This window comes from Pseudomonas fontis (assembly GCF_028656955.1).
GTDB lineage: Bacteria > Pseudomonadota > Gammaproteobacteria > Pseudomonadales > Pseudomonadaceae > Aquipseudomonas > Aquipseudomonas fontis.
Genome location: NZ_JAMDGY010000080.1, coordinates 38388 through 51194, shown reverse-complemented (window position 1 = coordinate 51194; position 12807 = coordinate 38388). Strand labels below are relative to the sequence as shown.

The window sequence follows — 12807 nt, the reverse complement described above, 5'->3', positions numbered from 1 at the left end:
GCTCCGAAACAGGGTCAGTCGCTGAGACTTTGTACCCGTACGCGCGCCGTTCCGCTACGGAGCATGCCCAATTGTTCGGCGGCGGCGCGGGACAGGTCGATCAGCCGGCCACGGGTATGCGGGCCGCGATCATTGATGCGGACCACGACGCTACGGTCGTTGGACAGGTTGGTGACTTGTACGCGGGTGCCGAAGGGCAGGCTGCGGTGGGCAGCGGTCATTGCGTTTTGATTGAAGGGTTCGCCACTGGCGGTGCGTTTGCCGTGATGACGGGAACCGTAATAGGAGGCGGTACCGCTCTGGTCGTAACCGCGCGGGTCGATGTTGTGGCTGGCACAGCCGGCAAGCAGGGTAAGTAGCGCGAAAGCGCTGGGCAGACGCCACATCAAGTCAATTGCTCCAAAGGTGGAAAGAGCACCAGAGTGGGTGCACACCGTCAATCCTGTGGGAGCTGGCATTGCCAGCGATCGACCGGCTAACGGTCGCCGGCCATCCGGGCCGCATCGCCGGCAAGGCCGGCTCCCACAGGGTCAAGCGGTTACCCTTCGAGCTTGCTCTTGAGCAATTGGTTCACCTGTGCCGGGTTCGCCTTGCCCTTGGACGCCTTCATCGCCTGGCCGACGAAGAAGCCGAACATCTTGCCGCGCTTGGCTTCATCCGCCGCCCGGTACTGCTCGACCTGCTCGGCGTTGGCCTTCAGCACGTCGTCCAGGACCTTCTCGATGGCACCGCTGTCAGTGACCTGTTTCAGGCCATTGGCTTCGATGACCTGATCGGCATCGCCTTCGCCGGCAGCCATCTTCTCGAATACCACCTTGGCGATCTTGCCGTTGATGGTGTTGTCGAGGATGCGCTTGAGCATGCCGCCCAGGTTCGCGGCGCTGACTGGCGCCTGGTCGATCTCCAGGCCCAGCTCGTTGAGCAGGCTGCCCAGCTCGACCATGACCCAGTTGGCGGCAAGTTTCGCGTCGCCACACACAGCGACCACGGCTTCGAAGTAGTCCGCCTGTTCACGGCTGGAAGCCAGCACGTTGGCGTCGTAGGCCGACAGGTTGAACTCGCTCTGGAAGCGCTCGCGTTTTTGCGGCGGCAGTTCCGGCAGGGTGGCGCGGATGCTCTCGAGGAATGCAGGCTCGATCACCACCGGCAGCAGGTCAGGATCAGGGAAGTAACGGTAGTCGTTGGCTTCTTCCTTGCTGCGCATGGAGCGGGTTTCGTCTTTGTTCGGGTCGTACAGGCGGGTTTCCTGGATGACCCGGCCGCCGTCTTCGATCAGCTCGATCTGGCGCTGCACTTCGGTGTTGATCGCGCGCTCGATGAAGCGGAACGAGTTGACGTTCTTGATCTCGCAGCGGGTACCGAACTCGACCTGGCCTTTCGGGCGGATCGACACGTTGCAGTCGCAACGCAGCGAACCTTCGGCCATGTTGCCGTCGCAGATGCCCAGGTAACGCACCAGCGCGTGGATCGCCTTGACGTAAGCCACGGCTTCCTTGGCGCTGCGCATTTCCGGCTCGGAAACGATCTCCAGCAGCGGAGTGCCGGCACGGTTCAGGTCGATCCCGGTGGCGCCGCTGAAGTCTTCGTGCAGGCTCTTGCCGGCGTCTTCCTCCAGGTGCGCGCGGGTGATGCCGATGCGCTTGACGGTGCCGTCTTCCAGGGCGATGTCCAGGTAGCCCTTGCCAACGATCGGCAACTCCATCTGGCTGATCTGGTAGCCCTTGGGCAGGTCAGGGTAGAAGTAGTTCTTGCGCGCGAACACGTTGTGCTCGCCGATCTCGGCATCGATGGCCAGGCCGAACATGCAGGCCATGCGCACCGCTTCCTGGTTCAGCACCGGCAGTACGCCCGGCATGCCCAGGTCGATCAGGCTGGCCTGGGTGTTCGGCTCGGAGCCGAACGTGGTGGCGCTGCCGGAGAAAATCTTCGACTGGGTGGCGAGCTGGGTATGAATTTCCAGCCCGATCACAACTTCCCATTGCATGTGTGAATTCCTCAGAAGCCGTTAGGTGCGCGGGTGTGCCAGTCAGTCACTTGCTGATAGCGGTGCGCGACGTTGAGCAGGCGGCCTTCCTGGAAATACGGGGCGAGCAACTGCACGCCAACCGGCAGACCTTCGACGAAACCGGCCGGCATCGACAGGCCAGGCAGGCCTGCGAGGTTGGCGGTGATGGTGTAGACGTCTTCCAGGTATGCGGCGATCGGGTCGTTGTTCTTGGCGCCGATCTTCCAGGCCGGGTTCGGCGTGGTTGGGCCCAGGATCACATCGACGTCATTGAAGGCGGCCATGAAATCATTCTTGATCAGGCGGCGGATCTTCTGCGCCTGCAGGTAGTAGGCATCGTAGTAGCCAGCCGACAGGGCGTAGGCACCGACCATGATGCGGCGCTGCACTTCGGCACCGAAGCCTTCACCGCGCGAGCGCTTGTACAGGTCGGTGAGGTCTTTCGGGTTCTCGCAGCGGTAGCCGTAGCGCACGCCGTCGAAACGCGACAGGTTGGACGAGGCTTCGGCCGGGGCGATCACGTAGTACGCAGGGATCGCGTGCTGCATGTTCGGCAGGCTGATTTCCTTGACCACGGCGCCGAGCTTTTCCAGCTCCCTGACGCTGGCCTGGACCAGGTCGGCGATGCGTGGGTCGAGGCCGGCACCGAAGTATTCCTTCGGCAGGCCGATGCGCAGGCCTTGCAGGGAGGCATTGAGGTTGGCGCTGTAGTCGCCGACCGGCTCATCGATGCAGGTGGAGTCCTTGGCATCGAAACCGGCCATGCCTTGCAGCAGCAGGGCGCAGTCTTCGGCCGTGCGGGCCAGTGGGCCGCCCTGGTCGAGACTCGAGGCGTAGGCGATCATGCCCCAGCGCGAAACACGACCGTACGTCGGTTTCAGGCCGGTAAGGTTGGTCAGCGCTGCCGGCTGTCGGATAGATCCGCCGGTGTCGGTGCCGGTGGAGGCCGGCAGCAGGCGCGCGGCCACTGCGGCGGCAGAACCACCCGACGAGCCGCCTGGCACGTGCTCCAGGTTCCATGGGTTCTTCACCGGGCCGTAGTGGCTGGATTCGTTGGCCGAACCCATGGCGAACTCGTCCATGTTGGTCTTGCCCAGGGTGACCATGCCGGCCTCGGCCAGCTTGGCGACCACGGTGGCGTCATACGGCGCCTTGAAGTTGTCGAGCATCTTCGAGCCGCAGCTGGTGCGGATGCCCTGGGTGCAGAACAGGTCCTTGTGGGCGATCGGGGCGCCCAGCAGGGCACCGGCTTCGCCATTGGCGCGACGGGCGTCGGCGGCACGGGCCTGGCTCAGGGCCAGTTCCTCGGTGACGCTGATGAAGCTGTTCAGTTGCGGGTCGAGCTGGTGGATGCGCGCCAGTAGCGTGCGGGTCAGCTCTTCGGAAGAAAACGACTTGTCGGCGAGTCCGCGGGCTATCTCGGCCAGGGTCAATTGATGCATGGCAGGCTCTATTCCCTTACTCGATGACTTTAGGAACCAGGTACAGGCCGTTTTCCGTCGCCGGGGCGATGGCCTGGTAGCTGTCTCGATGATTGGTTTCGGTGACCACGTCGGCGCGCAGGCGCTGACTGGCTTCCAATGGGTGGGCCAATGGCTCGATGCCAGTGGTATCGACCGCTTGCATCTGGTCGACCAATGCCAGAATACTGTTCAGGGCATCGGTAGTGCGTGGCAGATCGGCGTCATTGAGGCCCAGTCGGGCCAGATGAGCGATCTTTTCCACGTCGCAGCGTTCAAGCGCCATGGGGATCTCCTGGGGAAACAAAGACGGAATAAGTCCGTAATGAGGAACATGCTGGCAATTCTACGGTCATAAGGCCGCGATTGTGTGCTGGCTTGCTCGGAAAAACTGCCAATTTAACATATTGGCGCCTTGCCCAAAATCCCCGCCGTTGTTAGAGTTTGCCGCACTTTTTTACCCACGCGTTGCCTAGGGTCACTTTCCCATGTTCAAGAAACTGCGTGGCATGTTTTCCAGCGATCTTTCCATCGACCTGGGCACTGCCAACACCCTTATTTACGTGCGTGAGCGCGGTATCGTCCTGAATGAGCCTTCTGTTGTGGCCATTCGTACTCACGGCAACCAGAAAAGTGTCGTCGCTGTCGGTACCGAAGCCAAGCGTATGCTCGGCCGTACCCCCGGCAACATTGCTGCCATTCGTCCGATGAAAGACGGCGTGATCGCCGACTTCAGCGTTTGTGAAAAAATGCTGCAGTACTTCATCAACAAGGTTCACGAGAACAGCTTCCTGCAGCCAAGCCCTCGTGTGCTGATCTGCGTGCCGTGCAAGTCGACCCAGGTCGAGCGCCGTGCAATCCGTGAGTCGGCCCTCGGTGCCGGTGCGCGTGAAGTGTTCCTGATCGAAGAGCCAATGGCTGCGGCCATCGGCGCCGGCCTGCCGGTTGAAGAAGCCCGTGGTTCGATGGTCGTCGATATCGGTGGTGGTACCACTGAAATCGCGCTGATCTCGCTGAACGGCGTGGTCTATGCGGAATCCGTACGGGTCGGTGGCGACCGTTTCGACGAAGCCATCGTTACCTACGTGCGCCGCAACTACGGCAGCCTGATCGGTGAGTCCACCGCTGAACGCATCAAGCAGGAAATCGGTACGGCCTACCCAGGCGGCGAAGTCCGTGAAGTCGACGTGCGCGGCCGCAACCTGGCCGAAGGCGTTCCACGTGCCTTCACCCTGAACTCCAACGAAGTGCTTGAAGCACTGCAGGAGTCGCTGGCGACCATCGTTCAAGCGGTCAAGAGCGCCCTGGAGCAATCGCCTCCGGAGCTGGCTTCCGACATCGCCGAGCGTGGCCTGGTGCTGACCGGTGGTGGCGCATTGCTGCGTGACCTGGACAAACTGCTGGCCCAGGAAACCGGCCTGCCAGTGATCGTCGCCGAAGACCCGCTGACCTGTGTCGCCCGTGGCGGCGGTCGCGCCCTGGAGATGATGGACAAACACACCATGGACCTGCTCTCCAGCGAATGATTCGCCGGTAAGCTTCCACGATGCCCGGTTTACAGGTAGCGCCCGCAAGTGCTACCTGTATGTGCTGGGCTGACGTCCGTGTGGGCGTCGTTTCCATCAATCCGCAAAGCAGGCCGGTGCGTTGCCGTATGAATGACCTCCTGAATAGTCCTCCACGAGGAGCGGCCTATTAAACCGCTTTTCGCCAAAGGCCCGTCGCTGGGCGTACGCCTGCTCGTGCTGGTCGTGCTGTCGATCGCCCTGATGGTGGTCGATGCCCGCTTCACCTTGCTCAAGCCTGTACGCGGCCAGATGTCGCTGGTGCTGATGCAGTCCTACCTGATCACCGATGTGCCGCAGCGCTTGTGGCAGGGTGTGGCCAGCCAGTTTGGCAGCCGTACCGAGCTGATCGCCGAGAACGAGAAACTCAAGACCGAAGCCTTGCTGCTGCAAGGTCGCCTGCAAAAGCTGGCGGCCCTGACCGAGCAGAACGTGCGTCTGCGCGAGTTGCTCAACTCTTCGGCATTGGTCAACGAGAAGGTGGAGGTGGCCGAGCTGATCGGCGTCGACCCCAACCCGTTCACCCACCGCATCCTGATCAACAAGGGCGAGCGCGATGGCGTGGTCCTTGGCCAGCCGGTGCTTGATGCCCGTGGCCTGATGGGCCAGGTGGTCGAGTTGATGCCGTACACCGCGCGTGTGCTGCTGCTGACCGACACCACCCACAGCATTCCGGTGCAGGTCAACCGTAACGGCCTGCGGGCGATTGCCAGCGGTACCGGCAACCCCGAGCGCCTCGAATTGCGTCACGTCGCGGACACCGCCGATATCAAGGAAGGCGACCTGCTGGTCAGCTCCGGCCTTGGCCAGCGCTTCCCGGCGGGCTACCCGGTGGCGACCGTGCGTGAAGTGATCCACGACTCCGGGCAACCCTTCGCCATCGTGCGGGCGGTGCCGACTGCCGCGTTGAACCGCAGCCGCTACATGCTGCTGGTGTTCTCCGACAGCCGTACTCCGGAGCAGCGGGCCAACGACGCGGCACAGGCGCAGGAAGCCGCAGATCGCCAAAGTCAGGCGGCTACGCCCGACGCACATGGCGCCCCTGCGGCAGTGCCTGGCGCGGCCACACCTGCGGCGGCGCCGGCAACCCCGGTCAAACCTGGCGTAACGCCTGCACCTGCGCACGCACCTGCCGCAGCACCGGTGGCGCCTGTCGCCCCGGTAACGCCGGCGGCTGCCGCGACCCCTTCCCGGGAGACTCACTGATGGTCGGTACCCGCAGCAAGAATGGCTGGGTGGTCTGGTTCACCTTCCTCATCGGCCTGCTGCTCAGCGTGTGGCCGATGCCACAGTTCATGGAAGTCTTCCGCCCGCTCTGGCTGGCCTTGCTTCTCGCATTTTGGACCTTGGCCCTGCCACACAAGATCGGCATGACCACGGCGTTTCTGCTCGGCCTTGCCGAAGATGTGCTGTACGGCACGCTACTGGGGCAGAACGCCCTGGTGCTGACCCTGATCACGTTCCTGGTGCTGTCGTTGCAACAGCGCCTGCGGATGTTCCCGATGTGGCAGCAAAGCCTGGTGATCCTCGTGGTGTTCGGCCTGGCCCAGCTGGTTCAGCTGTGGCTCAGTGCGTTGACCGGCAATCGTCAGCCAACCCTGGCGTTGATCTGGCCGGCCGTCACCAGTGCCTTGCTCTGGCCGTGGATCAGCTATGGCTTGCGCGGTCTGCGTCGGCGCCTGAGCATCAACTAGCGCTGCAATCCACTGCTGACAGGGAGACGTCGTGATGACCCCGCTTTACTTAGCCTCTGGATCGCCGCGCCGTCGCGAGCTGCTGACCCAGATTGGCATTCCCTTCACTACCGTCAGCGCGTCCATCGATGAGACGCCGCTGGCGGGCGAGCACCCTGAAGCCTATGTACTGCGCCTGGCGTTGGGCAAGGCCGAGGCGGGCTTGGCCACGCTCGATGCCGGCACGCCTGGCGTCGTGCTGGGTGCCGACACTGCCGTGGTGCTCGATGGCCGGATTCTTGGCAAGCCGCTGGACCGCGCCGATGCGCTGGCCATGCTCGCAGCGCTGTCGGGCCGTGAGCACGAAGTGCTGACTGCCGTTGCGGTGGTCGATGGCCAGCGCAACGAAAGTTTTTGTATCAGCAGCCAAGTGACCTTCCGTGTGATTGCTCCCCAGGAGGCCGAAGCCTACTGGTCCAGCGGCGAGCCGCAGGACAAGGCCGGGTCGTATGCGATACAAGGTTTGGGCGCAGTTTTCGTGAAAGGCCTGCAGGGCAGTTACTCCGCCGTGGTCGGCCTGCCCGTCAGCGAAACCGCCGAATTGCTGGCTCGATTCGGTGTTCCCTGTTGGCAACACCTGGACACGAACTAAAAGAGGACGCGCTGACACCGTTTATTGCTCGCCAGCGACCGCCGGGCAATCCATCATTACCTGAAGACCTTTGACGAGAGCCTGCCATGAGTGAAGAGATTCTGATCAATATCACGCCGATGGAATCACGCGTGGCGGTGGTGGAGAACGGTGTTCTTCAGGAAGTGCACGTCGAGCGCACCCAGCGCCGCGGCATCGTTGGCAATATCTACAAGGGCAAGGTAGTGCGGGTGTTGCCTGGCATGCAGGCGGCCTTCGTCGATATCGGCCTGGAGCGCGCGGCATTCATCCATGCCTCGGAAATCTCCCTGCGCGAAGGGGCGACGCTTGAGACCATCAGCGCCCTGGTCCATGAAGGCCAGAGCCTGGTGGTCCAGGTCACCAAGGACCCGATCGGTTCCAAGGGCGCGCGCCTGACCACCCAGTTGTCGATCCCTTCGCGCTACCTGGTGTACATGCCGCGCACCAGTCATGTCGGTATTTCGCTGAAGATCGAAGACGAAGGCGAGCGTGAGCGCCTTAAACAGGTGGTCGCCGATTGCATTGCCGCAGAAAACATCAAGGATGCCGGCGGCTTCATCCTGCGCACTGCGGCCGAAGGTGCCGGCGCCGATGAGATCCTCATGGACATCCGTTACCTGCGTCGCCTCTGGGACCAGATCGGCGCGCAGATCAAGACGGTGGGGGCCCCGACCGAAATCTACGAAGACCTCGGCCTGGCCCTGCGCACCCTGCGCGACCTGGTTAACCCGAAGATCGAGAAGATCCGCATCGACTCGCGGGAAACCTTCCAGAAAACCACACAGTTCGTCGCCGAACTGATGCCGGAAATTGCCGACCGTCTGGAGCATTACCCAGGCGAGCGACCGATTTTCGACCTGTATGGCGTCGAAGATGAAATCCAACGGGCACTGGACCGCAAGGTGCCGCTCAAGTCCGGTGGCTACCTGGTAGTCGACCCGGCTGAAGCGATGACCACCATCGACGTCAACACCGGGGCGTTCGTCGGGCACCGCAACCTTGAGGAAACCATCTTCAAGACCAATCTCGAAGCGGCCACCGCGATTGCCCGCCAGCTGCGCCTGCGCAACATCGGCGGGATCATCATCATCGACTTCATCGACATGGAAGACGAAGAGCACCAGCGCCAGGTGCTGCGCACCCTGGAGAAACAGCTGGAGCGCGACCACGCCAAGACCAATATCATCGGGATCACCGAGTTGGGCCTGGTGCAGATGACCCGCAAGCGGACCCGTGAAAGCCTTGAGCAGGTGCTCTGCGAACCCTGCAGCTGCTGTCAGGGGCGCGGCAAGCTGAAAACCCCGGAGACCATCTGCTACGAGATCTTCCGCGAAATTTTGCGTGAGGCCCGTGCCTATCAGGCCGAAGGCTATCGGGTACTGGCCAACCAGAAGGTCGTCGACCGCCTGCTCGATGAGGAGTCGGGCAACGTAGCCGAGCTCGAGACGTTCATCGGGCGAACCATTCGCTTCCAGGTCGAGTCCATGTACTCCCAGGAACAATATGATGTGGTGCTGCTCTGACACGTTATGACTTCAACGCGCCGCCATCGTCGCTGGCAAACCGCAAAGCTCGGGCCATAGTTAATGGACGACTCGGGGGGGCTTTGCCATGGAGCGTCTGATCCGCGTTCTGGGCAACCTGACCCGCTGGGGGCTGGGGGCCTGCGCGCTGTTGGTGGTGTTGTTGGCGCTGTATGTGAGCCTGGGCCGCGAATTGGTGCCGCTGGTTGCCGAGTATCGCGTCGAGGTTGAAGAAAAAGCCGAAGCTGCGCTCGGCATGCCGGTGCATATCGGTAGCCTGGAGGGCCACTGGAGTGGCCTGGCGCCGGTGTTGCTGGTGCATGACGTACAAGTGGGCGAGGGTCGCAGCGCGCTGCGCCTGGACACCGTCAAGGTGGTGCCGGACCTGTGGTCCAGCCTGGTCGAACGTCAGGTACGCCTGGCCCAGGTGGAACTGGCAGGTTTGCAGTTGAACCTGCACGAGGACGAAAGCGGGCGCTGGTCACTCAAGGGCCTGCCGCTCAAGGACGACCAGCCACTGGACGTCGAACAACTGCTCAACCAGATGCAGGTGGTCGCCAAGGTATCGGTACTCGACAGCCAGGTCACCCTGGAGCCCTTCGAGCACGAGCCGATGACCCTGACCTATGTTGCACTCGGCCTGCAAACCGGCAGCGTGCGTCAGCGCCTGGACGCGCGCATGACCCTGCCCGACGGCCAGCCCATGAGCCTGAGCGTGCGCAGCCGGATACGCGCGGCGCAGTGGCGTGACGGTGAGGTCGAGGCCTATTTGAGCTTGCCGCAAAGCGACTGGTCCAAGTGGCTGCCGCCGAAGCTGCTGGGGCAATGGAAGGCCGCAGAGCTGCGCGCCGGTGGCGAGTTCTGGCTGAACTGGAGCAAGCAGCAACTGCAAAGCGCAACCGTGCGCCTGAATGCCCCGCAGTTGAAAGGGGCCTATGCCGAGCGCAAGGCGGTCACGGTCCACAACCTGGCGCTGACCAGTTGGTTCCGGCGCAATCAACAAGGCTTCGATGTGACCGTCGACTCCCTGGCCATGAGCCTGGGCGAGACGCGTTGGCAGTCCCATCTGCAATTGCGCCAGAGCGCTGCGACCGACTCCACGGACGAACTCTGGGCCCTACAGGCCGACCGGCTTGACCTGACCCCGCTGACCCCGTTGATCGACGCATTGGCGCCCCTGCCGGACACCCTCATGGCGGTTGTCGATGGCCTGAAGGTGACGGGCGCACTGCGCAATGTGAAGCTTGATGTACGGCCCAAGGCTGAAGGTGACCGCCGCCTGGCCTTCGATGCGAACCTGGAGCGGGTCGGCTTCAATGCCTACCACGGCGCCCCGGCGGCCGGGAATGTCAGCGGGCGGATCAGCGGTGACCTGGGGCAGGGCGAGCTGCGCCTGGATACCGAAGACTTCATGCTGCACCTGGTGCCTATCTTCGAGAACCCCTGGCACTACCTCAAGGCCAATGCACGGCTGACCTGGCACCTGGACAGCGAAGGCTTCACCTTGATTGCCCCGTACCTGAAGGTATTGGGCGAGGAGGGCAAGGTGGCCGGTGACTTCCTGATTCGCCTGCTGTTCGACGACGCCCGTGAAGACTACATGGACCTGCGTGTCGGCCTGGTCGACGGGGATGGGCGCTATACCAGCAAGTACCTGCCTGAAGTGCTCAGCCCGGCTGTGGACCACTGGCTGCGCACTGCGATCCTCAAGGGCGCGGTGGACCAGGGGTATTTCCAGTATCAGGGCTCACTCAACCATGACGCCCCGAACCATGCGCGCAGCATCAGCCTGTTCTTCAAGGTGCATGACGCGACGCTGGACTTCCAGCCGGGCTGGCCGCAGGTCAGCAAGGTCGATGGCGACGTTTTCATCGACGATGCGGGGGTGCGGATCAAGGCGCGTTCCGGGCAATTGCTCAATACCCAGGTCAGCCAGGTCAATGTCGATATCCCCCATGTCGCGGCAGACCAGCACAGCCACCTGTACCTGGATGGCGAGTTCGACGGCGCCCTGGGCGATGGCATCAAGATTCTCCAGGAGGCGCCGATTGGCACGGCTGCCACCTTCGCAGGCTGGGAGGGCGAAGGGCCGCTCAATGGCAAGCTGAAACTGGATATCCCACTGGTGGCCGGCCAGCAGCCGAAGGTCGTGGTCGACTTTTCCACCGAGCGCGCACGTTTGAAGATCAGCGAGCCCGCACTGGAACTGACCCAGCTCAGGGGTGACTTCCGCTTCGACTACGACAAGGGCCTGAGTGGGCAGAACATCAGCGCGCAAGCCTTCGACAAGCCGATCACCGCGCAGATCGCGGCCGAGGGCGCACCAGGCCAATTGCAGACCCGCATTACTGCCAAGGGCCAGATCGCGCAGAAGAAGCTGACTGACTGGCTGCAATTCACCCAGCCGCTACCAGTTTCAGGGGAAACTCCCTACCAGTTGCAGGTGAACCTGGGTAGCAAGGACAACTCGCTCACGGTCGATTCGAACCTCAAGGGCTTGACCATCGACTTGCCGCCACCGTTCGGCAAGGTCGCCGAAGCGACCCGCGACAGCCAGTTCCGCATGAACTTGCAGGGGCCTGAACGGCGCTTCGATTTCCGCTATGACGCGTTGGCCAGCTTCGCCTATGCCGCACCGGTGGGCAAGATGGCCCAAGGGCGCGGTGACCTGCTGTTCGGTAGCGGCACGGTGCAGTTGCCGGCCGGCCAGGGGCTACGGGTCAGGGGTGCGCTGAGTGACCTGGAGCTGGAGCCCTGGCAGAAGCAGTTGGAACGCCTTGGCGGCAGCGATCCGGGCGGCAGTGCCCGTCAGTCGTTACGCGGGGTCGATGTCACCGTGGGGCAGTTGCGCGGCTATGGCATGACCCTGAACCAGGCCGTCGTGCGCCTGGACCGCAATAGCGACAACTGGGCGTTGCGCCTGGACAGCAAGGAAGTTATCGGCAATGCACGTGTGCCTGACGCCAAGGGCGCGCCAATCGTCATCAACCTGCCGACCATTCATCTGCCGCCGGCCGACCCGGCCGAAGCCGACTCCCCGGATGGCCCGGACCCGCTGGCCAGCGTCGACCCGCGCAAGATCCCGGCGATCAACCTGAATATCGACAAGCTGTTCCGTGGTGATGACCTGCTCGGCAGCTTTGCCCTGAAGGTTCGCCCGAATGCCAAGGGCATTGCCCTCAACGACATGGACCTGAACCTCAAGGGCGGCCTGCTGATTGATGGCGATGCCGGCTGGGAAGGGGCGCCGGGTGCGACCAGCAGCTGGTACAAGGGGCGCGTCGAGGGCAAGAACCTGGCCGATGTGCTGAAGTCGTGGGGCTTTGCCCCGACGGTCACCAGCCGCGATTTTCACCTTGATGTCGATGGGCGCTGGCCCGGCTCGCCGGCCTGGGTGGGCTTGAAGCGGTTCTCCGGCAGCCTGGATGCCTCGCTGCGTTCGGGGCAGTTCGTTGAAGTGGAAGGCGGCGCCCAGGCACTGCGGGTGTTCGGCTTGCTCAACTTCAATTCGATTGGCCGGCGCCTGCGCCTGGACTTCTCCGACCTGCTCGACAAGGGCTTGAGCTATGACCGGGTCAAGGGCCTGCTGGTCGCCAGCGAGGGCGTCTACGTGACCCGCGAGCCAATCAGCCTCACCGGGCCGTCGAGCAATCTTGAGCTTGATGGCACGCTGGACATGCTGCATGACCGGGTCGATGCCAACCTGCAGGTAACCCTGCCGGTCACCAACAATCTGCCGCTGGCGGCGCTGATTGTCGGCGCGCCAGCTGTCGGCGGGGCGCTGTTCCTGGTCGATCGCCTGCTCGGTGACCGCATTGCCCGTTACGCCGCCGTGCATTATCGGGTCGAAGGTCCGTGGAAAGAGCCTAAGATTAGCCTTATCAAACCTTTCGAGAAATCGCGCTAGG

10 protein-coding genes are annotated in these 12807 nt (G+C 63.0%); 6 read left to right on the top strand and 4 right to left on the bottom strand.

Annotated elements, in window-relative coordinates; genetic code table 11:
* Nucleotides 1–14: 14 nt before the first annotated feature.
* The 4 genes from M5G11_RS21845 to gatC form a co-directional block, all read right to left on the bottom strand.
* Nucleotides 15–386, bottom strand: a complete 372-nt coding sequence (locus M5G11_RS21845; RefSeq protein WP_273909090.1) for a septal ring lytic transglycosylase RlpA family protein — start codon at nt 384–386, stop codon at nt 15–17.
* Between the two features lie 152 nt (nt 387–538).
* Nucleotides 539–1984, bottom strand: coding sequence for an Asp-tRNA(Asn)/Glu-tRNA(Gln) amidotransferase subunit GatB (gene gatB / locus M5G11_RS21840; protein WP_273909091.1), 1446 nt, complete (start codon nt 1982–1984; stop codon nt 539–541).
* A gap of 11 nt (nt 1985–1995) precedes the next feature.
* Nucleotides 1996–3447: an Asp-tRNA(Asn)/Glu-tRNA(Gln) amidotransferase subunit GatA gene (gene gatA / locus M5G11_RS21835; RefSeq protein WP_273909092.1), complete on the bottom strand. Its 1452-nt coding sequence runs from the start codon at nt 3445–3447 to the stop codon at nt 1996–1998.
* A 16-nt stretch (nt 3448–3463) separates the two neighbouring features.
* Nucleotides 3464–3751 (bottom strand): Asp-tRNA(Asn)/Glu-tRNA(Gln) amidotransferase subunit GatC, encoded by a 288-nt coding sequence (gatC, locus tag M5G11_RS21830; RefSeq protein WP_273909093.1) that lies wholly within the window; start codon nt 3749–3751, stop codon nt 3464–3466.
* 202 nt (nt 3752–3953) lie between these two features.
* On the opposite strand from gatC, the gene mreB reads away from it, so the two are divergent.
* From mreB to M5G11_RS21800, 6 genes are all read left to right on the top strand, one after another.
* A complete protein-coding gene (mreB, locus tag M5G11_RS21825) occupies nt 3954–4991 on the top strand; it encodes a rod shape-determining protein MreB (RefSeq protein ID WP_008371426.1) in 1038 nt (345 codons plus the stop codon).
* Between the two features lie 168 nt (nt 4992–5159).
* Complete coding sequence (mreC, locus tag M5G11_RS21820) at nt 5160–6236, top strand: rod shape-determining protein MreC (RefSeq protein ID WP_273909139.1); 1077 nt, start codon at nt 5160–5162, stop codon at nt 6234–6236.
* Nucleotides 6236–6724, top strand: a complete 489-nt coding sequence (gene mreD, locus M5G11_RS21815; RefSeq protein WP_273909094.1) for a rod shape-determining protein MreD — start codon at nt 6236–6238, stop codon at nt 6722–6724. The genes mreC and mreD overlap by 1 nt, the downstream gene beginning before the upstream one ends.
* Before the next feature lie 34 nt (nt 6725–6758).
* Entirely contained in the window at nt 6759–7355 is a 597-nt protein-coding gene (locus M5G11_RS21810) for a Maf family protein (RefSeq protein WP_273909095.1), read from the top strand.
* Nucleotides 7356–7441: 86 nt separating this feature from the next.
* Entirely contained in the window at nt 7442–8899 is a 1458-nt protein-coding gene (gene rng, locus M5G11_RS21805; protein ID WP_273909096.1) for a ribonuclease G, read from the top strand.
* Between the two features lie 88 nt (nt 8900–8987).
* A complete protein-coding gene (locus M5G11_RS21800; protein ID WP_273909097.1) occupies nt 8988–12806 on the top strand; it encodes a YhdP family protein in 3819 nt (1272 codons plus the stop codon).
* Nucleotide 12807 lies beyond the last annotated feature (1 nt).

Coding starts and splice junctions, on each gene's coding strand:
- rng (WP_273909096.1), top strand. CDS start 7,442: ATGAGTGAAGAGATTCTGATCAATATCACGCCGATGGAATCACGCGTG.
- mreB (WP_008371426.1), top strand. CDS start 3,954: ATGTTCAAGAAACTGCGTGGCATGTTTTCCAGCGATCTTTCCATCGAC.
- M5G11_RS21800 (WP_273909097.1), top strand. CDS start 8,988: ATGGAGCGTCTGATCCGCGTTCTGGGCAACCTGACCCGCTGGGGGCTG.
- gatC (WP_273909093.1), bottom strand. CDS start 3,751: ATGGCGCTTGAACGCTGCGACGTGGAAAAGATCGCTCATCTGGCCCGA.
- mreD (WP_273909094.1), top strand. CDS start 6,236: ATGGTCGGTACCCGCAGCAAGAATGGCTGGGTGGTCTGGTTCACCTTC.
- gatB (WP_273909091.1), bottom strand. CDS start 1,984: ATGCAATGGGAAGTTGTGATCGGGCTGGAAATTCATACCCAGCTCGCC.
- M5G11_RS21810 (WP_273909095.1), top strand. CDS start 6,759: ATGACCCCGCTTTACTTAGCCTCTGGATCGCCGCGCCGTCGCGAGCTG.
- gatA (WP_273909092.1), bottom strand. CDS start 3,447: ATGCATCAATTGACCCTGGCCGAGATAGCCCGCGGACTCGCCGACAAG.
- M5G11_RS21845 (WP_273909090.1), bottom strand. CDS start 386: ATGTGGCGTCTGCCCAGCGCTTTCGCGCTACTTACCCTGCTTGCCGGC.